General features: G+C 71.3%; 21 protein-coding genes. 11 read left to right on the top strand and 10 right to left on the bottom strand.

Annotated features, from left to right (window positions below):
- Positions 1-114 precede the first annotated feature (114 nt).
- Together xylA and ACIBU0_RS28810 are read left to right on the top strand one after the other, a co-directional pair.
- Complete coding sequence (gene xylA, locus ACIBU0_RS28815; protein ID WP_398824125.1) at positions 115-1281, top strand: xylose isomerase; 1167 nt, start codon at positions 115-117, stop codon at positions 1279-1281.
- A 450-nt stretch (positions 1282-1731) separates the two neighbouring features.
- Positions 1732-1992, top strand: a complete 261-nt coding sequence (locus ACIBU0_RS28810) for a hypothetical protein (protein ID WP_398824122.1) — start codon at positions 1732-1734, stop codon at positions 1990-1992.
- A 139-nt stretch (positions 1993-2131) separates the two neighbouring features.
- On the opposite strand, the gene ACIBU0_RS28805 is transcribed toward ACIBU0_RS28810, so the two are convergent.
- Together ACIBU0_RS28805 and ACIBU0_RS28800 are read right to left on the bottom strand one after the other, a co-directional pair.
- Entirely contained in the window at positions 2132-3445 is a 1314-nt protein-coding gene (locus tag ACIBU0_RS28805; RefSeq protein WP_398824119.1) for an SWF or SNF family helicase, read from the bottom strand.
- Positions 3442-6294 (bottom strand): SNF2-related protein, encoded by a 2853-nt coding sequence (locus tag ACIBU0_RS28800; RefSeq protein ID WP_398824116.1) that lies wholly within the window; start codon positions 6292-6294, stop codon positions 3442-3444. The genes ACIBU0_RS28805 and ACIBU0_RS28800 overlap by 4 nt, the downstream gene beginning before the upstream one ends.
- Positions 6295-6584: 290 nt before the next feature.
- Between ACIBU0_RS28800 and ACIBU0_RS28795 the strand changes: the two genes are divergently transcribed.
- Entirely contained in the window at positions 6585-6767 is a 183-nt protein-coding gene (locus ACIBU0_RS28795) for a hypothetical protein (protein ID WP_086731275.1), read from the top strand.
- A 3-nt stretch (positions 6768-6770) separates the two neighbouring features.
- Here ACIBU0_RS28795 and ACIBU0_RS28790 read toward each other — a convergent pair whose 3' ends face one another.
- The 4 genes from ACIBU0_RS28790 to ACIBU0_RS28775 form a co-directional block, all read right to left on the bottom strand.
- Positions 6771-8165, bottom strand: a complete 1395-nt coding sequence (locus ACIBU0_RS28790; protein WP_398824112.1) for a tannase/feruloyl esterase family alpha/beta hydrolase — start codon at positions 8163-8165, stop codon at positions 6771-6773.
- Positions 8166-8499: 334 nt separating this feature from the next.
- Positions 8500-9369: a hypothetical protein gene (locus ACIBU0_RS28785; RefSeq protein ID WP_398824109.1), complete on the bottom strand. Its 870-nt coding sequence runs from the start codon at positions 9367-9369 to the stop codon at positions 8500-8502.
- Positions 9370-9504: 135 nt separating this feature from the next.
- Positions 9505-9801: a hypothetical protein gene (locus ACIBU0_RS28780; protein WP_398824106.1), complete on the bottom strand. Its 297-nt coding sequence runs from the start codon at positions 9799-9801 to the stop codon at positions 9505-9507.
- A 166-nt stretch (positions 9802-9967) separates the two neighbouring features.
- Complete coding sequence (locus tag ACIBU0_RS28775; protein ID WP_398824103.1) at positions 9968-10492, bottom strand: PadR family transcriptional regulator; 525 nt, start codon at positions 10490-10492, stop codon at positions 9968-9970.
- Positions 10493-10609: 117 nt separating this feature from the next.
- On the opposite strand from ACIBU0_RS28775, the gene ACIBU0_RS28770 reads away from it, so the two are divergent.
- Positions 10610-11365: an alpha/beta fold hydrolase gene (locus ACIBU0_RS28770; RefSeq protein ID WP_398824100.1), complete on the top strand. Its 756-nt coding sequence runs from the start codon at positions 10610-10612 to the stop codon at positions 11363-11365.
- A 4-nt stretch (positions 11366-11369) separates the two neighbouring features.
- Here ACIBU0_RS28770 and ACIBU0_RS28765 read toward each other — a convergent pair whose 3' ends face one another.
- Positions 11370-11969, bottom strand: a complete 600-nt coding sequence (locus tag ACIBU0_RS28765; RefSeq protein WP_398824097.1) for a class I SAM-dependent methyltransferase — start codon at positions 11967-11969, stop codon at positions 11370-11372.
- A 152-nt stretch (positions 11970-12121) separates the two neighbouring features.
- On the opposite strand from ACIBU0_RS28765, the gene ACIBU0_RS28760 reads away from it, so the two are divergent.
- From ACIBU0_RS28760 to ACIBU0_RS28740, 5 genes are all read left to right on the top strand, one after another.
- Positions 12122-12895 carry an MHYT domain-containing protein gene (locus ACIBU0_RS28760; protein ID WP_398824094.1) on the top strand — a complete coding sequence of 258 codons (774 nt, stop codon included), beginning with the start codon at positions 12122-12124 and terminating at the stop codon, positions 12893-12895.
- Positions 12896-12958: 63 nt separating this feature from the next.
- Positions 12959-15481 (top strand): nitrate- and nitrite sensing domain-containing protein, encoded by a 2523-nt coding sequence (locus ACIBU0_RS28755; protein WP_398824091.1) that lies wholly within the window; start codon positions 12959-12961, stop codon positions 15479-15481.
- On the top strand, positions 15478-15951 hold the full coding sequence (locus ACIBU0_RS28750) for a roadblock/LC7 domain-containing protein (protein ID WP_398824088.1): 474 nt from the start codon (positions 15478-15480) through the stop codon (positions 15949-15951). Before ACIBU0_RS28755 ends, ACIBU0_RS28750 begins: the two co-directional genes overlap by 4 nt.
- Before the next feature lie 22 nt (positions 15952-15973).
- Positions 15974-16387: a DUF742 domain-containing protein gene (locus ACIBU0_RS28745; protein WP_398824085.1), complete on the top strand. Its 414-nt coding sequence runs from the start codon at positions 15974-15976 to the stop codon at positions 16385-16387.
- A gap of 119 nt (positions 16388-16506) precedes the next feature.
- Positions 16507-17112, top strand: a complete 606-nt coding sequence (locus ACIBU0_RS28740) for a GTP-binding protein (RefSeq protein WP_398824082.1) — start codon at positions 16507-16509, stop codon at positions 17110-17112.
- A gap of 50 nt (positions 17113-17162) precedes the next feature.
- Here ACIBU0_RS28740 and ACIBU0_RS28735 read toward each other — a convergent pair whose 3' ends face one another.
- Complete coding sequence (locus ACIBU0_RS28735) at positions 17163-17591, bottom strand: PPOX class F420-dependent oxidoreductase (RefSeq protein WP_398824079.1); 429 nt, start codon at positions 17589-17591, stop codon at positions 17163-17165.
- Between the two features lie 96 nt (positions 17592-17687).
- Between ACIBU0_RS28735 and ACIBU0_RS28730 the strand changes: the two genes are divergently transcribed.
- Both ACIBU0_RS28730 and ACIBU0_RS28725 read left to right on the top strand, forming a co-directional pair.
- Positions 17688-18101 (top strand): roadblock/LC7 domain-containing protein, encoded by a 414-nt coding sequence (locus ACIBU0_RS28730; protein ID WP_398824076.1) that lies wholly within the window; start codon positions 17688-17690, stop codon positions 18099-18101.
- A 125-nt stretch (positions 18102-18226) separates the two neighbouring features.
- Positions 18227-19138 (top strand): DUF6397 family protein, encoded by a 912-nt coding sequence (locus ACIBU0_RS28725; protein ID WP_398824073.1) that lies wholly within the window; start codon positions 18227-18229, stop codon positions 19136-19138.
- A gap of 12 nt (positions 19139-19150) precedes the next feature.
- On the opposite strand, the gene tesB is transcribed toward ACIBU0_RS28725, so the two are convergent.
- Together tesB and ACIBU0_RS28715 are read right to left on the bottom strand one after the other, a co-directional pair.
- The gene (tesB, locus tag ACIBU0_RS28720; RefSeq protein ID WP_398824070.1) at positions 19151-20020 is read right to left on the bottom strand and encodes an acyl-CoA thioesterase II; all 870 of its coding nucleotides are present in this window, start codon (positions 20018-20020) and stop codon (positions 19151-19153) included.
- Between the two features lie 19 nt (positions 20021-20039).
- Positions 20040-22553, bottom strand: coding sequence for a DEAD/DEAH box helicase (locus ACIBU0_RS28715; RefSeq protein WP_398824067.1), 2514 nt, complete (start codon positions 22551-22553; stop codon positions 20040-20042).
- Positions 22554-22591 lie beyond the last annotated feature (38 nt).

Genomic DNA, 22591 nt, shown 5'->3' with positions numbered 1-22591 from the left:
TGGACATCTTGTCCCTTCCCAGGGACGCGTCGGCATACTAATTTGTAAACCGCCATGACGAAATAGTCGTAGCGAGTCGTAGCAAGCAGTCGTCCGCAAGCAAGGAGCCGCGGCATGAACTACCAGCCCACCCCCGAGGACAGGTTCACCTTCGGCCTGTGGACCGTCGGCTGGCAGGGACGGGACCCCTTCGGCGACGCCACCCGCCGTGCCCTCGACCCGGTCGAGACGGTGCAGCGCCTGGCCGAGCTCGGCGCCTACGGGGTCACCTTCCACGACGACGACCTGATCCCCTTCGGGTCCTCCGACACCGAGCGCGAGGCGCACATCAAGCGCTTCCGCGAGGCTCTCGACGCGACCGGCATGACCGTGCCGATGGCCACCACCAATCTCTTCACGCACCCCGTCTTCAAGGACGGCGCGTTCACCGCCAACGACCGCGACGTGCGCCGTTACGCCCTGCGCAAGACGATCCGCAACATCGACCTCGCGGTCGAACTGGGTGCCAGGACCTACGTCGCCTGGGGCGGCCGCGAGGGCGCCGAGTCCGGCGCCGCCAAGGACGTACGCGTCGCCCTCGACCGCATGAAGGAGGCCTTCGACCTCCTCGGCGAGTACGTGACCTCCCAGGGCTACGACCTGAAGTTCGCCATCGAGCCCAAGCCGAACGAGCCGCGCGGCGACATCCTGCTGCCCACCGTCGGCCACGCGCTGGCGTTCATCGAGCGCCTGGAGCGCCCCGAGCTGTACGGCGTCAACCCCGAGGTCGGCCACGAGCAGATGGCCGGGCTCAACTTCCCGCACGGCATCGCGCAGGCCCTGTGGGCGGGCAAGCTCTTCCACATCGACCTCAACGGTCAGTCCGGCATCAAGTACGACCAGGACCTGCGCTTCGGCGCCGGCGACCTGCGCGCCGCCTTCTGGCTGGTCGACCTCCTGGAGAGCGCCGGTTACGCGGGCCCGAAGCACTTCGACTTCAAGCCGCCGCGGACTGAGGACCTCGACGGCGTGTGGGCGTCGGCCGCCGGCTGCATGCGCAACTACCTCATCCTCAAGGAGCGTTCGGCCGCCTTCCGGGCCGACCCGGAGGTCCAGGAGGCCCTGCGCGCGTCTCGCCTGGACGAGCTGGCGCAGCCCACGGCGGCGGACGGCCTCAAGGCACTGCTCGCGGACCGCACGGCCTTCGAGGAGTTCGACGTCGAGGCGGCTGCCGCGCGCGGGATGGCGTTCGAGCGCCTCGACCAGCTTGCGACGGACCACCTGCTGGGCGCCCGCGGCTGAGGCCACGCGCGCGTGACGTATCCGCCTCACCGCATGTGACCCGCCCGTCGGGGGAGCGGGTCACATGCGCTACGAGGTGCTGAGGTGTTCCCGCGCGGGGGAGTGTTCTCGGAATCATGCGATCCATTGCGATCCATTTGGCCGGGGCTCGTATCAACTCCCCTGCAGGGGTCGCGTCCTGACGGATATGAGGCGACTCTTGACGGTATGGCCATGCCGCCCGTACCGCCCCAACCGCCCGGACCGCCGGGTGACGCGCCGCCTCCGGGCGGTGGATTCGGACCGCCTCCTGGAGGCTACGGACCTGGCCACGGGCCAGGGACACCGGGAGGCCACGGTCCCCCGCCGGGGGACAGCGGACCGCCCCCGTACGGTGGTTGGCTGCCGGCGGAACCGCCCGAGGGAGGCGGGGGACCGAGGCGGCGGAATCCGCTGTTCATCCTGCTCGCCGTGATCGTGACCGTTGGAGCCGTCGTGACGGTGGTTCTGATGGCCTCCGGGAGCGACGACCCGCGCGACGGGAATCCGCCGGCCGGGAGCAGCACCAGCGGCTCGCCCAAGCCCTCCTTCAGCATCCCGACACAGCTCCCCAGCAAGCTGCCGAGCGACTTGCCGACGTCACTGCCGTCGGGGTTCCCCACCGAGCTGCCCAGCGGCTTTCCGAGCGGTCTCGAGTCGCTGATTCCGTCGCTGGAGGGCGGGCTGCCGTGATCACGCCAGGTCGGGCGGGTAGACGGTGAAGAAGTGCGGTCTCCTGGCGCCGTAGCGGGCCGACATGCCCACCCGGCGGCCACGCCCGCCCGCCGGGCGAGGTGGCCGCGAGGGGGCGGCAGCAGTTGGCCGGATCGTCCTACGGCGCCCCGTCCTCGGGCGCGAGCTGCGCCGAGGCCAGCGCAGTCGCCGGATCCTGCGCAGGGCCGCCGGCGGGAACCCAGCGGCCGTGCTCCTCGCGGTACGGCCACCAGCGGCCGTCGCGCCCCAGGCGCAGCTGGCTCGGCGCACCGACGACGGTCCAGCGGTTGCCCTCGGCCCGCAGCGGCGGCTGTTCGTCCTCGTCCCAGGCCGACTCCAGGGCGGCACGCGCGCGTGCGAGCGCTTCGCCCTCGACGGTCCAGTCCTCGTCGAGCACGGACACCGCAGCGACGCCCCCCAAGCGCCACGCGCGTACCGCCGTCGCCAGCCCCTCCCGGCCACGCTCCGACCCGTCGGCCAGCCGCTCCGCCACGTCCTCGGCGGGGGAGCCGGCGGCGAGGCGCACCGTGTCCTGGGCGAACGTCAACTCTGCATCCGCGACCCGCTGCTCGGGACCCGTCCGCAGAGCCTCCACGAGCATGCGGTGCGCCTCCGCGGCTGTCCGGGCAGCCAGGAACTCCAGAGCGGCCGGGTCGACGCCGGCGGCGGGAGACGTCTCGGTGTCGAGGGACGGCGGCGCTCCCGGCTCGGCGGGCAGCTCGGGCAGCGCAGGCAGCGGCGGCAGAATGTCGCCGGTTGCGTACGCCTCGGCGGCATCCACGCCGTCCGGCTCGGACGAAGCGGACGGGCCAGGCGGGCCGGACGGGCCGGACGGGCCGGACGGTATGCCGGTGGGTGCGGCGCTGCGGGCCTGGAGGTCGTCCAGCAGGTCGCGTTCGCCCCGTCCGCGCATCAACAGCAGGACGAAGGGATCCTGGTCCAGGAGTCGTGCGACCTGGTAGCACAGGGCTGCTGTGTGCCCACAGTGGTCCCAGGCACCGCAGCCGCACTCCGGCTCCAGATCGCCCATGCCCGGCAGCAGCTCGATGCCCGTGGCGGCCGCGTCCTCCACCAGGTGCGGCGGCATGTCGCGGTCCAGCAACGCCGCGACATGCCCCGACCGCTCGACGGTCATGTCCAGGAAGCGGTCCCACTGCTGCGCGGGCAGCTCCTCCAGCAGCACGTCGGCCCGGTACGCCGTACGGTCGCGGCCCTGCACGACGGCTGTGATGCGCCCAGGACGCACCGACACCGCACCGACCGCTCCCGCGCGCGCGAGCCTGCGGCCGGCCTTCAGCTGCTGCGAGTCCAGCGCCGTCTCCTCCAGAGCCCTCTGCCAGGCCTGGCCCCACCACGTCTGCGCGAAACCCCGCCCGTGCGCGGGCGGCAGCGCGGCGAACGTGCGCTCCGTGTCGCCGTCGTGTCGAGTCATCGCGCGTCCCCTCGCAGTTGCACCAGCTCGGTCAGTTCCGCGTCCGTCAGCTCGGTCAGCGCCGCCTCGCCGGCGCCGAGGACCGCATCGGCCAACTCCCGCTTGCGGCTCAGCATGTCGGCGATGCGGTCCTCGATGGTTCCCTCGGCGATCAGCCGGTGCACCTGCACGGGCCGGGTCTGGCCGATGCGGTAGGCGCGATCCGTGGCCTGCGCCTCGACGGCGGGGTTCCACCAGCGGTCGTAGTGCACGACGTGTTCGGCGCGGGTGAGGTTCAGGCCGGTGCCCGCGGCCTTCAACGACAGCAGGAAAACGGGCACTTCACCGTCCTGGAAGCGCCGCACCAGGGCCTCGCGCTCGGCCACGGGTGTTCCGCCGTGCAGGAACTGCGAGGGTACGCCGCGGGCCGCCAGATGCTGTTCGACGAGGCGTCCCATGCGCACGAACTGCGTGAAGACGAGCACGCTCGCCCCCTCGGAGAGGATGGTGTCGAGCAGCTCGTCCAGCAGCTCCAGCTTCCCCGAGCGTCCGGCGGTCCTCGGCCGCTCCTCCTTGAGGAACTGGGCGGGGTGGTTGCAGATCTGCTTCAGGCCCGTCAGGAGTTTCACGATGAGGCCCCGCCGCGCCATGCTGTCGGCGCCGGAGATCTCCGCGAGCGTCTCGCGGACCACGGCCTCGTACAGCCCCGCCTGTTCCGCGGTGAGCGACACGGCGCGATCGGTCTCCGTCTTGGGCGGCAGTTCCGGCGCGATCCCCGGGTCCGACTTGCGACGGCGCAGCAGGAACGGTCGCACGAGCCGGGCGAGGCGGTCGGCGGCGGCCGGGTCGCGACCGCCCTCGACGGCCTGCGCGTAGCGGGTGCGGAAGGTGCCGAGCCTGCCCAGCAGGCCGGGCGTCGTCCAGTCGAGGATCGCCCACAGCTCCGACAGGTTGTTCTCGACCGGGGTGCCGGTGAGCGCCACGCGCGCGCGTGCCCCGATGGAGCGCAGCTCCCGCGCGGTCGCCGAGTACGGGTTCTTCACGTGCTGGGCCTCGTCCGCCACGACCATGCCCCACGGCACCTCGGCGAGTCGGCGCGCGTCCAGGCGCATCGTGCCGTACGTGGTCAGCACGAACTCCCCGTCCGCCACTGCGTCCAGGTCGCGCCGCGACCCGTGAAAGCGACGCACGCGCGTGCCGGGTGCGAACTTCTCGATCTCACGCTGCCAGTTGCCCATCAGGGACGTCGGACACACCACCAGCGTCGGACCGGCGGACGCGGCGTCGGACTGCCGGTGCAGATGCAGCGCGATGAGTGTGATCGTCTTGCCGAGCCCCATGTCGTCCGCCAGACAGCAGCCCAGGCCCAGGGAGGTCATCCGGGCCAGCCAACTCAGGCCCCGCCGCTGATAGTCCCGCAGCGTGGCCGCGAGCGCGGCGGGCTGGTCCACCGGCTCCTGCCCCTCGGGGTCTGCGAGCCGCTCGCGCACTGTCGCCAACCACCCCGTGGGGCGTACCTCGACCTGGCGGCCGTCGACCTCGGTGGAGCCCGTCAGGGCGGCGCCGAGCGCGTCCATGGGCGTCACCTTGTGGTCCCGCTGCGCGCGGGCGCGGCGCACCTCCCGAGGATCGACGAGGACCCACTGGTCGCGCAGCCGCACCACCGGGCGGTTGGATTCCGCGAGACGGTCCAGCTCCTCACGGGTGAGCCGCTGGTCGCCCAGGGCGAACCACCAGTCGAACGCGAGCAGCGCGTCGGCGGACAGGAACGACGGCACGTCCGAGGAGGTCCCGCCGGGCTCCGGGTCGTCGTCCGGCGGACCGATCACCGCGCGGGCGGTCAGTTCGCGAGCGAGTTCCTTGGGCCAGTGGACGTCGACGCCCGCCCCGGCGAGTGTCCGAGCGCCCTTTCCGAGGAGGTCCGTCACCTCCTCGTCGGCGAGTTCCACGGCATCCGGCACGGCCGCCGAGAGCAACGGCGCAAGAGGACTCCAGGCACGCGCGGCCCGGCGAAGCGCCAGCAGGGCGTCCATCCGCGCGCGTGGGCCGAAGGCGCCGGATCCTGCCCACACATCGCCGGCATCCGCGACCAGCGTCGGATCACTCACGCTGTGCACCTGCAGCACGGCCCGGAACGACAGCGCCGCGTCATCCTGCCGAGCCGCCGCGAGGCCGGGGACCTCGAGCCGCAGGGAGAGCCGTACCCCCGCGTCGTGGCCGGCGGCGACATCCGCGGCCCATGCGCGTTGTTCGGGCACGTGCTGCGGCTCCTGTGCCGCATAGGCGGGAGCGCCCGTCACGAGCGCCGCAGCGGGGGAGCGGGGCAGCGTATCGGCGACCGCGTCCAGGAAGGCCCGCAGCAGCTTCTCCGGGTCCGGCAGCCTCAGCGGCTGGACGTCGTCCAGCGGTACGGCGTGCGCTTCCGGCGGCATGGCGGCGGCAAGGGCGCGGATGTGTTCGACGTCCTCGGGTCGCAGCGGACCGGCCCGCCATGCGTCGTGATCGTTCGCGGAGAGGCCGGGCAACAGCAGCCCGCGTGCCACGAGTTGCAGGGCCAGCACCGCGGCGGCGCCCCAGAAGGCGGCCGCCCGGTGCCCCTGCGCGTAGGCACGCGCGCGTGTGAGCACGGGCAGGGCGGCACGTACCGGCAGCACGACGGCCGGCACACTCACCCGCCCGACACCGTCCTCGACGGGCAGGGCGACGGAAAGGTCCTCGGCGGACCCGGATGCAACGAGCGGAGCGGCGTCGCCATCGGCCCGCCAGAAGGCGATCCGGCCGGTACGGGCCGGATCGCCGGGCACGAAAACGGCGCAGCAGGATGCCAGTTCGGAGATCTCGGACGGTGTTGCCTCGGAAAGCCTCGGCACAGCTCTGCAACACTCCTCAAATTTGACCACTTGCGACGAGTGGCCGAGGGTACAGCACTGCGGCGGCGCACCCGGCATTTTCGTGTGGTGACTTGAGTCACTCATCGGTGGCCGGGGTATCTCCCCTGTGCGGAGCCCGTGGCATCCATCACCCATCGTCCGCCACCGGGTCTCCGTGACCAGTAGGGGCCGCACCTCAGGGTCGTCTCAGGGTCCGGGCTGGAACCGTCGGCAGCGCGGACCCGTTCTCAGGTCAGAGAGCGGCAGTGGCCGCGAAGGAGGCGACGCACATGTCGAAGAACGCGAAGATCGCCGCGGGAGGTGTGGCGGCAGGCCTCATCCTGCTGATCTGGCTGCCCTGGTGGGCCGCGCTCCTGATAGTCCTGGGAGTCCCGGCCGCCGCCTACCTCACGCTCGACCCGTCACAGCGGCGCAGGCTGCGCCGCGTCACCCGCAAGGAACTCGGCCGCTGACGATCACCTGGCAGCTGGTGCGACCGGGGCGGACAGCGCGCAGGAGTTGACCACATCGCCGTTCGCGGGCCTGCCGACGGTATGGTCCGCGGGCGGTCGAGTGCCGCGCTCCACCCATGACACCAGCGTGTCGAACGCCGATCGGTAGCAGGGCAGGACCGGCCGGAGCCGGTCCGGGTGGGTGTCGTACAGCCCGTCGACGTGGGTGCCGCCCGCGATCGTGAAGTAGCGATGCAGGGAGCCCCGTCCGCTCGCGTCGATCATGCGCGCGTACACGTCCGAGTCGGCGGCCTTCGGCAGCAGCGCGTCCAGATCGCCGTGCAGGGTGATCAGCGGTCTGCCGATGCGCCCGGTCAGCGCGACGCGGGCCACCGCGCGCCGGACGGACACCGGACGCGACGCGTAGTCGTACGTGGCGTCGGACGCGCACGGTGCCAGGATCTGTGCCGGTGTGGTCCCTGCGGACGGGCCGGGACAGCCGGTGTCGTAGGCCGGGTCGAACTCCGCGCGGTAGATCTTCTGCGTGACTCCCCAGTAGGCCTGCTCATGGTACGGCCACAGAAACTCGGAGCCGCGTGCGAAACCGACCGTGTACAGGTCCTCGTCCCGCGCGGAGCCGAGTATGCGTGCCACCGCGGTGGGCAAGGAGGTGAGGAGGTTCGGACCGTTCGCGGTCCACAGCGCGCCCTCCCAGTCCACACCGCCGTCGTACAGCTCGGGATGGTTCTCCAGCTGCCAACGGGTGAGATAGCCGCCGTTGGAAATCCCGGTCATGTACGTGCGGCGGGGAGCGTGCCCGTAGCGCTGGGCCACCGCCTTGCGGGCGGCCCGGGTGAGTTCGGTGGTCCGCTCGTTCCACTCGGCGACCGCGTCGCCGGGGCGCTTTCCGTCACGGTAGAAGTCGGCGCCGTTGTTCCCCTTGTCGGTCGCGGCGTAGGCGTACCCGAGGGCGAGCACGTGGTCGGAGATCGCCGTGTCCGTCGCGTACTGCCTACGGGTGCCAGGGGCGCCGGTGACAACCAGTCCGCCGTTCCAGCGGTCCGGCAGCCGGATCACGAACTGGGCGTCGTGGTGCAGGCCGTGCGTGGCATTGAAGCCGGAGGAGTCCGGGAAGTAGCCGTCGACCTGCAGGCCGGGAACGCCGGCCGGTGTCCGGGTGCCCCGGGCTGTCAGCCCGGCCTGATCGGCCATGTCGGTGTAGGGCGTGCCGGCGAGTCCCGCCGTGGTCAGATCCGTGAGACAGGCGCTCTGCTGGAGGGCCGCACCCGGTACCCGCACCCGCTCCTGGCGGGCGCAGTGCTGCTGACCGACTGACATGGCCGCTGCGGGAGTCGGCCAACTGAGGGCACCGGCCAGCAACGTGGCGGCGACGAACGGGACACCTCGGGACAGGCGCATGACGGCCTCCTGGAAGGCGGGAGACGGAGCACAGGGCAGAGAACGGAGCTGTGAGGGCTGCCTCATCGTGCGGGTCTCGGTCCGCGCCTTCCATGGGTTGGGGCCACATCGGATGCCGTCGCCTCGTGGGGCCCCACGACAGGTCATCGCCTGAGCGTTGTTCCCCGGGGCCTTCCCCCGCGCGCCCCTTCCCCCGCGCACCCTTTCCGCGCCCGGGAGTGCCGGCCCGCTCCGCGCATGGCAGGCATGCCGGACGCGGCAGCGGTGTGCATCGGCGGTCGGTCTCCCGGGTCAGGCCCCGGGAGACCGGCGGCCAGGTCTCCCGGTGTGCGGCTCAGCTCGGCCGTACGGCCATTTTGTCGAGCGCTTCCAGCAGTCCGGGCAGCTCGGGTCCGCGGCCCACCGGCAGGACCTCGCCGGGTTCGTCGTCGAGGAGCACGAACGCGATGTCGTCCGTTCTGGCGACGAGCGACCAGCCGGGGCCGTCCGCGCGCAGGGTCCGCGCGTCACCCGTGGCGAAGGACGACCGGACGCGGCCGAGCGGTGGCGGGGACTCCACGTAGGCGCGTGCCTCGGCGAGGACCCGCCGGATGCCGCTGTGGCCTCCTTGGTTCCCGGCCTTCTCGCCCTCGTCCCCCTCGCCCGCGCCGTCACCCCCGTCCGTGCCGCCGACGGCGTCCGACCCGCCACCCGGCGTCGCGAAGTCGGCGTCGTCGAGCTGCTCCCGCCAGATCGCCCACTGCAGGGCGATCTCGTCGGCGCCCAGGCGACGCTGAGCCGGGCCCCACACGGTCGTGTCCGGCGGTGCCAGTGGCGGGCCGTCCGCGACCTCGGGGCCGGGATCGTGCGGCGCGGGGACATTGGGCGCGGCGACGGCCACGGCGAGGGGCCACCCGGGCAGCGCGGCCACGACCGTACGTTCGTCGGGTGACAGGTCGTACTCCATGCCGCAGTCCCAGGACGCGATGGCGACGGCGACCAGGGACACGTCGTCGATGACGACCGTCCATCGGGCGCCGTCGCTGTCCTGGCCGAGTACCAGGCCGTACCCGTCGGCGAGTGGCGCGAGGCCGAGCGCCGCGCAGGCCTCCGGATAGTCGTCGCCCAGCACGCTCGGGAACTTCGCCGGCGTCAGCAGCACCGCCGTCAGCACATAGAGCGCATCGTCCGCGGCGGCGACGGCCTCCTCGTCCGTCCCGGCCATCCCAGCCTCCCCATCGGTTCGTCCATCGGCGCGCACCCTAGTGCGACCGGAAGCCGCTTGTCACGACTCCCAGACGCACCCGGAGCTGCAGTTTTCCGACTGGACGGGGCGAATCGACCGCGATTGGCCCCGGGATCAGGCCGCCGGGAGCCCGAGGAGGGACCGGGCGACGGTCTGCGGCGACTCGCCACGCTCCCGGGCGAGCGCGATGACCGCCCGGCACGCCAGCTCGCTCACCCCGAACGAGAGCGCCTCCGGAGAGACCCAGCCGGCGGCCTCGTCGATCTGCTCCTGGTCGTCCTCCGCGCGGGCCGACACATACACGGCGGCGGCCTCGAACAGGTTGTGCGTGCGCCTGTCCTTGCCGGTGTCCGCCTCCGGGCGCGGGGAACCAAAGAATCCCGCACCCGACTTGCGTACCCTGGCCCACATGCTGACCACCTTCCCCCTGCTTGGCTGACCTTACTGATCATCCATCTTCCACTATTCAACGTAGAGTTGAAGGCTCGGGAGCAGAAGGGGGACGGCGCGCCCGAGCCCGTCGAGCGGCTCGCACGGATCCGGCGTACGGGGCTGTCACGAGCGGCACGTCGACCGCTCAGCCGCCGAGCGAGGTGATCGTCTGGCGCAGCCAGGCGAGTTCCGCCCGGGACGTGGCCCGAGCGATGGTCAGGATGCCGCGCCGGAAGGGATCGTCGAGTTCCTCCGCGCGCAGCGGCCGGTCACCGTCGTAGAAGAAGCTCGCGGGCTCTTCGAGGAAGGCCAGCCGACGCCGCAGTACCGCGCTCTGGGCGGCCGCGTCGTCCAGGTGGCGCAGGAAGGCGAGCACCGTGAACCAGCGGTTCTCGTCGCTGATGTCGCGCGGGTCGGGCTCGGCCAGCCGGCGGCGCAGTTCCCGTCGTCCTGCTTCCGTGAGCGTCAGGACGTGACGCGGAGCGGCCACTGATCCGGGCTCGGTGGCGCGGGCCAGCAGGCCCCCCTTCTCCAGCCGCTTGATCGCGGGGTACAGCGTGCTCTCCGCGACCGGCTTCACGTGCCCCGTCAGGGCGGCGATGCGTTTGCGCAGCTCATAGCCGTGGAGCGGGGTGTCGTAGAGGAATCCGAGGATGGCGAGCTCCAGCATGCCCCCATTGTTCCTCAGGGCCGCTATATATCGGGAGCGTCATACATCGCTTCTTCTATACATCGACACCGAGGTATAGAGTGGGCGTCCGCCGACCGAAGCTCCAAGGAGGACGCGATGAGGCAGGCCGAGTTCGACGGCAAGGGCAACTGCATCCGCTGGACGGAGACGCCGGGGGAGGGGCCCGCGCGCGTGTACGTGCACGGACTGGGGTCGGTCTCCTCCGTGTACCACGCCCACATCGCGGCCCGGCCGGAAGTCGCAGGCCGGCACAGCCTGTTCGTCGATCTGCCGGGGCACGGCATCAGCGACCGGCCCGAGGACTTCGCCTACCGGCTGGAGGACCACGCCGACGCCCTCGCGGCCGCCGTGGACGCGGCAGGTCTGACCGGGGCGGAACTGATCGCGCACAGCATGGGTGGTTCCGTGGCCATCGTGCTCGCCCACCGTCGGCCCGACCTCGTCTCCAGGCTGGTCCTCACCGAGGCCAACCTCGACGCGTCGCCTCCGCCTGCCGCCGGGAGCGCATGGATCACGGCGTACGACGAGGAGGAGTTCGCGGGCGGCGCGCACGCGCGCGTGCTGGAAGCAGTCGGGCCCTTGTGGGCGGCGACCATGCGGTTGGCCGATCCGCGCGCCCTGCACCGCAGCGCCACGTGGCTGCGGCGCGGTTCCGAGCCGATCATGCGCGACATCCTCGCGGCCCTGCCGATCGACCGCGTGTTCCTTCAGGGCGAGCTCAGCGGTGAACTCCCGGGCAGGAAGGCTCTGGAGGCCGCCGGTGTGCGCGTGGTGACCGTGCCCGGCGCCGGTCACAACGTCATGTTCGACAATCCCGATGCCTTCGTGGCGGCCGTCGCCGGGCAGGGCTGAGGTATCAGGATTCCCGTACGGCCAGCGCCAGGAAGCGGTCGTCCTCGTCGACGTACGACGTCATGCGCCACCCGGAACCCGCCAGCAGCGGCCGGAGATTCGGTTCCGCCCGCAGGTCGTCCGGCGTGATCCGGCGGCCCTGGCGAGCCGCGAGCGCCGCCCTGCCGATCGGGTGGAACAGTGCGAGCATGCCGCCCGGGCGCACCGCACGGGCCAACTCCCGCAGGTTCGCCGCCGGACGTGGCAGATGCGCGATGAGGCCGGCCGCGAACACGGCGTCGAGCGACTCCGACCGCAACGGCAGTGCGGAGACGTCGGCGAGCAGCAACTGCCCGTCCCGGTCGCGCCCGGCCCGTACGGCGGCCTCCAGCATCGCCGGGGTCAGATCGGCCCCGACGACCACTCCCGAGGGCCCCACGGCGGCACGCAGCGGCGGCAGGGCGCGTCCTGTGCCGCAGCCCGCGTCGAGTACGCGATCCCCCTCGTGCAGCCCGAGCGCGGCGACCGCCGCCGCGTAGGCGGGCCCGTCGTCGGGGAACCGGCTGTCCCAGTCGGCGGCGCGGGCGGTGAAGAACTCCTGCACATGCGTGTGGTCGTCGCTCATGTTCCGCATGATCCCTCACCGGCACGGATGACGTCGCTGTGCACACGTTCGAGCGTGACGCGATCGTTCCGGTGCATCTGTGCGTCATATTCCAACAGCTTTCGAAATGCGCCCCCTTCGTGCGCCCGTGCCCCGGCTAGCGTCCCGGGGCCATGGGACACCTGGACCACGCCGCCCTCGGCTGGCTGACCCCCGTGCTGTCGTACGTGATGGCGTGCATCGGCGCCGCGCTGGGGCTGCGCTGCACCGTCCGCGCGCTCGGCGCCACCGGGCGCTCGCGCCGCAACTGGCTCGTCACCGCTGCCTCGGCGATCGGCACCGGCATCTGGACCATGCACTTCGTGGCCATGCTGGGGTTCAGCGTCAGCGGCACCGACATCCGCTACGACGTGCCGCTCACCATCCTGAGCCTCCTCGTCGCCATGACCGTCGTCTGCGCCGGCGTCTTCGCCGTCGGATACAGCCGCGACCGCAACCGCGCGCTCCTCCTCGGCGGGCTCACCACCGGACTCGGTGTCGCGAGCATGCACTACCTGGGCATGGCCGCCGTACGACTCCACGGCGACGTCACCTACGACCCCACCCTCGTCGGACTCTCCGTCCTGATCGCCGTCGTCGCGGCGACCGCGGCCCTGTGGGCGGCGCTCAACATCAAGTCGCCCGTCGCCGTGACCATCGCCTCCCTGATCATGGGTGCGGCGGTCAGCAGCATGCACTACACCGGGATGTTCGCGGTCGGCGTGGACGTCGCGCCCTCCGACGGGGTCCTGCCCGGGGCCACGGCGATGCAGTTCATCTTCCCCCTCGCCGTCGGCCTCGGGTCCTACCTCTTCCTGACCTCGGCCTTCGTCGCCCTGTCGCCCACCACGGGAGAACGCGAGGCATCCGCGTCGGCCCAGCGGCCGGTCGGGGGCGTCACCGGCTAGCGGCGGGTCCGACCGGGGACGGCCGCGAGGCACGCCCCCGAACCACTTCCGAGCGAGGAGGCCATGCGTACACCCCGTAGGACCACCGCAGCCGGCGGCGAGACGCCGTCGCCGCCCCCCGTGCGCGGCCGCCGCGCCCACGCCGGGCCCCCGGCCGACGAAGGCCCCGAAGAGCCAACCGGCGGGGCGCCGGACGACCTGCCCACGCGCGCGGAGCGCTGGCGCATACGGCCGCGCACCGTCCGCGCCAAGATCGTCTGTCTGCTGATGGTGCCGGTCGTCTCCCTGCTGGCCCTGTGGGCCTACGCCACGGTCACCACCGCTCAGGACGTCTCCAGACTGCGCCAGCTGCAGCGCGTCGACTCCGGGATCAGGACGCCTGTCGCTGCCGCCGTCGCCGCCCTCCAGGCCGAGCGCGCCGCCGCGGTGCACTACGCGGGCGACCCGTCCACCGGACAGAGCGGCACCTACAGGAAGCTCGCGCAGGACACCGACAAGGCGGTGGCACGGCTGCGGCTCGACAGTCGCAGCACGGTCGCCGACGGCGAGGAACTCCCCGCTGGAGTGGCCCGCCGGCTCGAGGCCTTCGTCACCGGCGCCGAGCAGCTGAGCACCGTGCGCAGTGCTGTCCTCGACCGCCGCTCGGGCTGGGACGAGGCGTACGGGCAGTACACGAAGACCATCACGAGCGCCTTCTCGGTCGGCGGTGCGCTCACCGGCATCCAGGATGCCGAGCTCGGCTCCGACGCGCGCGTGCTGCTCGAATTCGCCCGCGCCGGCGAGGCGTTGGCCCAGGAGGACGTCGTGCTGGACTCCGCACGCCTCGCCGGGCGCCTCGACGGACAGCGGCTGCGCCTGTTCACCGGCGCCGTCGACACCCGCCGTACCCTCACCGAGTCCGCCGTCGCCGATCTGAGCGGCCCGGAACGCACGGCCTGGCAGCGCCTCGCCGACGGCAGCGCTTACGCGAAGGTCGCCGCCGTCGAGGACAAGGCCCTCGCCGCCGGACCGGGCGTACGGGCGATCGACGCGGCGCCGGAGGCCACCTGGAGCAAGGCGCACGCACGCGTGCAGGCCGGAATGCGGACGATCGAGCAGGACGCCGGGCGCGGCGTCGCCGATCGCGCCGACCCCTTCACCCGCGGGCTGCTCACCCCGGCCGGTGCCGCCGTCCTGCTCGGCCTCGCCGCCGTCGCCGCCTCCCTCGTGATCTCCGTACGCATCGGACGCGGCCTCGTCGTCGAGCTGGTGAGCCTGCGCAACAGCGCCCTGGAGATCGCCCGGCGCAAACTCCCCGAGGCGATGCGGAAACTGCGGGCCGGCGAGGAGATCGACGTCCGGGCCGAGGCACCGCCCGGACCGCCGGCCGAGGACGAGACCGGTCAGGTCGCCGAGGCCCTGGCCACCGTCCACCGCGCCGCGCTCCGGGCCGCCGTGGAGCGTGCCGAGCTCGCCAGCGGCATCTCCGGGGTCTTCGTCAACCTCGCCCGCCGCAGCCAGGTCCTCGTGCACCGCCAACTGAGCCTGCTGGACAGCATGGAGCGGCGCTCCGACGACCCCAACGAACTGAGCGACCTCTTCCGTCTCGACCACCTCACCACCCGCATGCGACGCCACGCCGAGAGCCTGATCATCCTCTCGGGAGCGGCGCCCGGGCGGGCCTGGCGCATGCCCGTCTCCCTGACCAACGTCGTCCGTGCGGCCGTCTCCGAAGTCGAGGACTACGCGCGCGTGGAGGTGCGACAGCTCCCCGAGGCGTCCGTCATCGGCGCGGCCGTCGCGGACCTCACCCACCTCCTGGCCGAACTCGTCGAGAACGCGGCCCAGTTCTCGCCTCCCCACACACGCGTGCGCATCACCGGCGAGCCCGTCGGCAACGGCTACGCCGTCGAGGTCGAGGACCGCGGACTGGGCATGGGCAAGGAGAGCCTCGCCGAGGCCAACCGGCGCATCGAACAGTCCGAGGCGCTCGACCTGTTCGACAGCGACCGACTCGGCCTGTTCGTGGTCAGCAGGCTCGCGTCCCGGCACGGCATCAAGGTGCACCTGCGCACCTCGCCCTACGGCGGCACCACCGCGGTCGTCCTGCTCCCCACGGCGCTGCTGCACACCGCCACGCCGGAACGTTCCCCCGGCCGCAAGGCGGCCAACGAGCAGCCGGCCGAACGCGAGTACGCGCGCGTGCCCGCCGCCGACCACCACCAGGAGTCCGTCCGCGCGGCCGCCGACCGGCCCGCCCTGGTGGCCCCCGCGCCGCCCGCTGCCAAGACCACGACCGACACCCCACCCCCCGGAGTCACCACCTTGCGACTGCACCGCCCTCCGGACGACTCCGAAGCCTCCGACGACCTTCCGCGCCGCGTACGGCAGGCGAACCTCGCCCCCCAGCTGCGGGAGGGCCGCCCCGAGGAATCGCCGGAGACCACCCCCTCGCGTGACGACGACCGGCGCACCCCCGAACTCGTCAGGGACCGCATGGCGGCATATCGCGACGGCTGGGCACGCGGCGGCGGCAGGCAGCCCGGGCGCGGTGCCACTCCCGATTCCACAGCGCGCAGCGACAGCAGCGAAGGAGACCTCGCATGATCCAGGATCCGAGCATGAGGGCCGCCGTGGGGGTCCCCCCGCTCGAGGGAAGCCGAGAGTGGGGGAGGTCCGGTGAACTCGACTGGCTGCTGGACGACTTCGTGCTGAGGGTGAGTGAGGTGCGGCACGCCGTGGTGCTGTCCACCGACGGACTCGCCGTGGGCGCTTCGACCGACCTCCGCCGCGAGGACGCCGAGCACCTCGCCGCGGTCGCCTCCGGCTTCCACAGCCTGGCCAAGGGCGCGGGACGGCACTTCGGTGCCGGCGGGGTGCGCCAGACGATGGTCGAGATGGACGACGCCTTCCTGTTCGTGGCGGCCGCAGGCGACGGCTCCTGCCTCGCCGTCCTCACCGCCGTGACCGCTGACATCGGGCTGGTGGCGTACGAGATGGCACGGCTGGTCAAACGCGTCGGCGAGCACCTCTACACGCCGCCGCGCGCCGCCGCTCGGCCACCCACCGCGGGATGAGCGGAAGGGCGGTCCGAGCACGATGACCGAGGACACGACGGACACCCCGCGCGAGCAGGGCAGTCAGTGGTACGACAACGAGGCCGGACCCTTGGTGCGCCCGTACGCCATGACCGGCGGGCGCACCAGACCCGGCCCCACCGGAGTACGGTTCGACCTGATCGCCCTCGTCACGCTGGACGCCGCCGCACCCGGAGCCGACGACGACAGCGCGCTCGGGCCGGAACACCAGGCCCTCGTCGAACTGTGCCGGACCGAAACGCAGTCGGTCGCGGAACTCGCCGCGGGCGCCGATCTGCCCGTGGGGGTCGTCCGGGTCCTCCTCGGCGATCTCCTGGAACGGGGCCGCGTCACCGTCAGCCGTCCGGTACCGCCCGCACAACTTCCGGACGAGCGGATTCTGCGCGAGGTGATCGAAGGATTGCGGGCGTTGTAGATGACATTTCAGAACCGGCCAAATGCGGTCCGATCCCACAAAGGGCCACCGCAGTTGTCATGATGCTGACTTCGCACACCGACGTCGACCGATGCCGGCACTCCCGAGAGAAGTGATCGATGGTCTCAGAGCACTCCGACGCCTCCGGTGGCGAGAGCACCGCCCTGGCGTTGAAGATACTTGTCGCCGGCGGGTTCGGCGTGGGGAAGACCACCCTGGTGGGCGCGGTCAGTGAGATCCGGCCGCTGCGCACCGAGGAACTGCTCAGCGAGGCCGGGCAGTCGGTGGACGACACCGACGGCGTGGACCAGAAGGTCACCACGACCGTCGCCATGGACTTCGGACGCATCACCATCCGCTCCGGCCTGTCCCTCTACCTCTTCGGCACCCCCGGCCAGGACCGCTTCTGGTTCCTGTGGGACGAGCTGTCGCAGGGAGCCCTGGGCGCGGTGGTCCTCGCGGACACCCGGCGCCTGGAGGACTGCTTCCCCGCCGTGGACTACTTCGAGCACCGGCACATCCCGTTCGTCGTGGCCGTCAACTGCTTCGCGGGTGCCCGTACGTACGGCGCCGCCGACGTCTCACGTGCCCTCGACCTGGACCCGGGGACGCCCGTGGTGCTGTGCGACGCGCGAGACCGCGACTCGGGCAAGGAGGTGCTGATCCGGCTCGTCGAGTACGCCGGGCGGATGCACACCGCCCGGCTGCTCGACTCGGTGGGCTGACCGGTTTCAGCCGTGTCGGCCTCTGCTGCCGAGCGGCGTTGGGCGCGCCCTCAGTCCGAGACGCCCTTCTGTGCCAGCACCTTGTCGATCTTGACGCGGACGAGGAGTTCACCGGGGACACCGTTGCGGGCCCCGAACTCCTCCGCGCGTTCTTCGCCCATGTACCGCCCCCCGATGCGACCGGCCCAGTACCGCAGCTCGTCGAGATCCTCCGAAATCCTGGCCTGACCTTGGAGTATCACGAAGGCGTACGGCGGCCGGTCGTCGTCCACGCACAGCGCCACCCGCCCGTCACGGGCCAGATTGCGCCCCTTCACACTCGAGCTGCCGGTGTTGAACACCACCTCGTCCCCGTCGAGCACGAACCAGATCGGCGTCACATGCGGACTCCCGTCGGCTCGTACGGTAGACAGCTTTCCGGTGCGTGTTCCGTACGAGACGAACGCACGCCATTCCTCATCGGTCATCTTCTGCGCCATGCCCCCATCCTCCTTGCCCGTGGGCCGGATTGTCGGGAAGGGTGGCGAAGAGTTCCTCCGGTGCAGGGGGAGACATCAACACGGGGAGACCGGATCATGGCGCAGAACCAGGGACTCGGCTGGCTCTTGGACGACCTGACGGAGCGCGTCGATCATGTGCGGCATGCGTTGGTGCTGTCCAACGACGGCCTGGTGACCGGCGCGAGCACGGGACTGCGACGCGAGGACGCCGAGCACCTGGCCGCCGTCTCGTCCGGACTGCACAGTCTGGCCAAGGGCTCGGGACGGCACTTCGGCGCGGGCAGAGTGCGCCAGACGATGGTCGAGTTCGACGACGCCGTGCTGTTCGTCACCGCGGCGGGCACCGGCAGCTGTCTGTGCGTGCTCAGTGGCGCCGAGGCCGACATCGGCCAGATCGCCTACGAGATGACCCTGCTCGTCAACCGGGTCGGCGAGCATCTCGACGTGGACGCCCGACAGCCCGAGCGGGCACCGACGACGGAGCTCTGACCTGCTGGTTCGTCGTCCCCCGCGGAGTTATCCACAGGCTCGCCCCGAGCATCGGCGAACCGGCTACGGTTTTGTCACGGCGAGCGCACACAGCGTGAGCCACCGACTCCACGGGGGAGACGACCATGTCAGGCGACACCATCACGACACCGCACCAGCTCTCCTTTGCCCCGAGCCGGGCGGCCCGGGAACTGGGTTTGAAGCGAGGCGACTTGGACCTCGCCGTCCACCTCGGACTCATCCGAACCGTGCCCGACGAAGGAGGCGGGGGCCGCCGCGTCCTCCGCTCCGAGGTCGAACGGCTGAGGTCGGGCGCGGGGTTCCCTGAATCGCTGCTGGAGCGCGTGAAGGTAACCGGGACGACGGAGGGCGCGGAACTGATGCAGATGCCCCCCGGCAGGTTCACGCGCCTCGCACGCCTGGGCCTGGTCGTGCCGGTGAAGTGGTACCTCAACCGCTACCGGGCCGTGGTCTGGCTGTATCTGGCCGAGGAGTTGCAGCAGGTCGCCGCCGACGAGAAGAACACCCCCCTGCTGAAGGCCCGACGCACGCCCGAAGGGCTGCGCGCCATACTGGCCGCAGGGGTCGATCTCCGTCCGCGCAACTGGCGCGGACGCCACCGAGGCTTCCTGCTGCGGCAGGCCGACGATCCATGGGAGAGGGCGGGCGCGCTGGCCGCCTTCCTCGATCCCGTACAGATCGCGGAAATCGTCCCCGACCCCTACGAGCGCTCCCACCTCAACCGCTTCCGCCCAGGACCACCGGCGTCCGGAGCACCCGGATCGCCCGCCGCGCACATCGCCGAGAAGCTCATGACGGCGGACGACCCGGACGAGATCAGCCTGCTGCGAGCCGACCTGACAGCAGTCCTGGACGAAGCGCGCAAGAAGCGGCCCGCGCCGCGCCCCACCACCAGTCGGGCTCCGGCGCCGGCGCATCCCGCCCACATCGGTGCGCCCCGGCCTGAGGAGCCGGAGCCGTCACGCGGTCTGCTGAGCTGGCTGCGCCGCCGAACCGTCCGGACTGCGGCGCCCTGAGCCTGCCCCGGGCTACAGCGCCCTGAACAGGCCTTCCTGGACGACGGACACCAGCAGGCGTCCCTCCCGGTCGTAGATCCGCCCACGGGCGAGACCCCGTCCACCTGTCGCGATCGGCGACTCCTGGTCGTACAGGAACCACTCGTCCGCGCGGAACGGCCGGTGGAACCACATGGCGTGGTCCAGCGACGCGATGTCGAAGCTCCGCGGGCCCCACAGGGGCTCGACCGGGATACGGACGGCATCCAGGAGGGTCATGTCACTGGCGTAGGTCAGCGCGCAGGTGTGCACGACCGGGTCGTCACCCAGCGGGCCGACCGCGCGCATCCACACCGCGCTGCGCGGCTCGGCGTCCTTGACCTCCTCGGGGGTCCAGCGCAGCCGGTCCACATAGCGGATGTCGAAGGGCTGACGCCGCGCCATCCGCTCCAACTGCTCCGGCAGCGCGCCCAGATGTTCCCGGATCTCGTCGGTGACGGTCTGCAGCGACTCCGGGTCCGGGACCTTGCGGGCCGGCGGCAGCTGGTGCTCGAAGCTCCCTTGCTCAGGCTGATGAAAGGAGGCGGTGAGATTGAAGATCGTGCGGCCCTGTTGCACGGCGGTGACCCGGCGGGTCGTGAACGACCGGCCGTCCCGTACCCGTTCGACCTGGTACACGATCGGCACGCCCGGCCTGCCCGGGCGCAGGAAGTACGCGTGCAGCGAGTGCACGGGCCGGTCGCCGTCCGTGGTGCGCGCCGCGGCGACCAGCGCCTGGCCGGCCACCTGGCCGCCGAAGACCCGCTGCAGGGACTCGTGCGGGCTGCGCCCACGGAAGATGTTGACCTCGATCTGCTCCAGGTCGAGCAGATCGACGAGCCTCTCGGCCGGGTTCGTCGTCATGGATGGGATTCTCCTGTGCTCACAGCTGGCCTACGTCGGTGACCCGGACCACCGCGCGGCCCTCCGCGTCGGAGGCGGCGAGGTCGATCTCCGCGCTGATGCCCCAGTCATGGTCGCCGTTCGGGTCGTCGAAGATCTGGCGTACCCGCCACAGGCGGTCCGCCGGTTCCTCCTCGATCACCAGGAGCTTGGGACCACGGGCGTTGGGCCCGGTGCCGAGGTCCTCGTACTCGTCCCAGTACTTGTCCATCGCCTCGCCCCAGGCGTCGGCGTCCCAGCCGGACTCGGCGTCCAGCTCGCCCAGCTCCTCGACCTGGTCGAGCGCGGCGAGTTCGACGCGGCGGAACATGGCGTTGCGGACGAGGACGCGGAAGGCCCGCGCGTTGGTGGTGACGGGCTTGACCTCGTCGGCCTTCTCCTGGGCCTGCTCGGCGGTCATCTCCTCCGGATTGGCGAGCTGCTCCCATTCGTCGAGCAGGCTGGAGTCGACCTGCCGCACCATCTCGCCGAGCCACTCGATCAGGTCCTGGAGATCCTCGGACTTGAGGTCGTCCGGGATGTTGTGGTCGAGGGCCTTGTAGGCGCTGGCGAGGTAGCGCAGCACGATGCCCTCGGTGCGGGCCAGCTCGTAGAAGGACACCAACTCCGTGAAGGACAGCGCCCGCTCGTACATGTCGCGGATGACCGACTTGGGGGAGAGGGGATGGTCGCCCACCCACGGGTGGCTCTTGCGGTAGGTGTTGTAGGCGTGGAAGAGGAGCTCTTCCAGGGGCTTCGGGTACGTGATGTCCTGGAGGCGCTCCATGCGCTCCTCGTACTCGACGCCGTCCGCCTTCATCGCGGCCACGGCCTCGCCCTTGGCCTTGTTCTGCTGGGCGACCAGGATCTGCCGCGGATCGTCCAGGGTGGACTCGACGACGGAGACCATGTCCAGGGCGTAGGACGGCGACTCCGGGTCCAGCAGTTCGAACGCGGCCAGAGCGAAGGTGGACAGCGGCTGGTTGAGCGCGAAGTCCTGCTGGAGGTCGACCGTCAGCCGGACGATGCGGCCGGTGGCGTCCGGCACGTCGAGTTTCTCGACGATGCCACCGTCCAGCAGCGAGCGGTAGATCGCGATCGCGCGTCGGATGTGCCGCAGTTGCTGCTTGCGCGGCTCGTGGTTGTCCTCCAGCAGGTGCCGCATCGCCTCGAAGGCGTTGCCGGGACGGGCGATCACCGACAGCAGCATGGTGTGCGTCACCCGGAAGCGGGACGTCAGCGGCTCCGGCTCGGACGCGATGAGCTTCTCGAAGGTGTTCTCCGTCCAGCCGACGAAGCCCTCGGGTGCCTTCTTGCGCACGACCTTGCGACGCTTCTTCGGGTCGTCGCCGGCCTTGGCGAGCGCCTTCTCGTTCTCGATGACGTGCTCGGGGGCCTGGGCGACGACGAAACCCGCCGTGTCGAAACCCGCCCGACCGGCGCGACCCGCGATCTGGTGGAACTCACGGGCCCGCAGGGTGCGGACGCGGCTGCCGTCGTACTTGGTCAGGGCTGTGAACAGCACCGTGCGGATGGGCACGTTGACGCCCACGCCGAGCGTGTCCGTGCCGCAGATGACCTTCAGCAGACCGGCCTGCGCGAGCTTCTCCACGAGACGGCGGTACTTGGGCAGCATGCCGGCGTGGTGGACACCGATGCCGTGCCGTACGTAACGCGAGAGATTGCGGCCGAACTTGGTGGTGAAGCGGAAGTTGCCGATCAGCTCGGCGATCTGGTCCTTCTCCTCGCGCGAGCACATGTTGATGCTCATCAGCGCCTGCGCCCGCTCCACCGCCTGCGCCTGCGTGAAGTGCACGATGTAGACCGGCGCCTGCTTGGTCTCCAGCAGTTCCGTCAGCGTCTCGGTCAGCGGGGTGAGCTTGTACTCGTAGGAGAGCGGGACCGGACGGGTCGCGGAGCGGACCACCGCCGTCGGCCGGCCGGTGCGCCGGGTGAGGTCCTTCTCGAACATCGAGACATCGCCGAGCGTGGCCGACATCAGGACGAACTGCGCCTGGGGAAGCTCCAGGATGGGGATCTGCCAGGCCCAGCCCCGGTCCGCCTCCGCGTAGAAGTGGAACTCGTCCATCACGACCTGGCCGACGTCCGCCTGCCTGCCGTCGCGCAGCGCGATCGACGCGAGCACCTCGGCGGTGCAGCAGATGACGGGCGCATCGGCGTTGACGGAGGCGTCGCCGGTCAGCATGCCGACGTTCTCCGTGCCGAAGAGCTTGCACAGCTCGAAGAACTTCTCCGAGACGAGCGCCTTGATCGGAGCGGTGTAGAAGGTGACCTCGTCCCGGGCCAGCGCGGCGAAGTGGGCGCCCGCGGCGATCATGCTCTTGCCGGAGCCGGTGGGCGTCGACACGATCACGTTCGCGCCGGAGACCACCTCGATCAGCGCCTCCTCCTGGTGGGGGTAGAGCGTGAGACCACGCTCCTCGGCCCACGACTCGAAGGCTTCGTAGAGAGCGTCGGGGTCGGCGGTCGGCGGCAGCTGATCGATGAGGGTCACCCACCCATCTTGCCTGGCCTGGCCGCCCATAGGGGAAT

Origin of the sequence: Streptomyces sp. NPDC049627 (assembly GCF_044465645.1) — a bacterium.
Taxonomy (GTDB): Bacteria; Actinomycetota; Actinomycetes; order Streptomycetales; family Streptomycetaceae; genus Streptomyces.
Note: the sequence above shows the minus strand (reverse complement) of the source record. Positions and strands in the feature narration are given on the sequence as shown.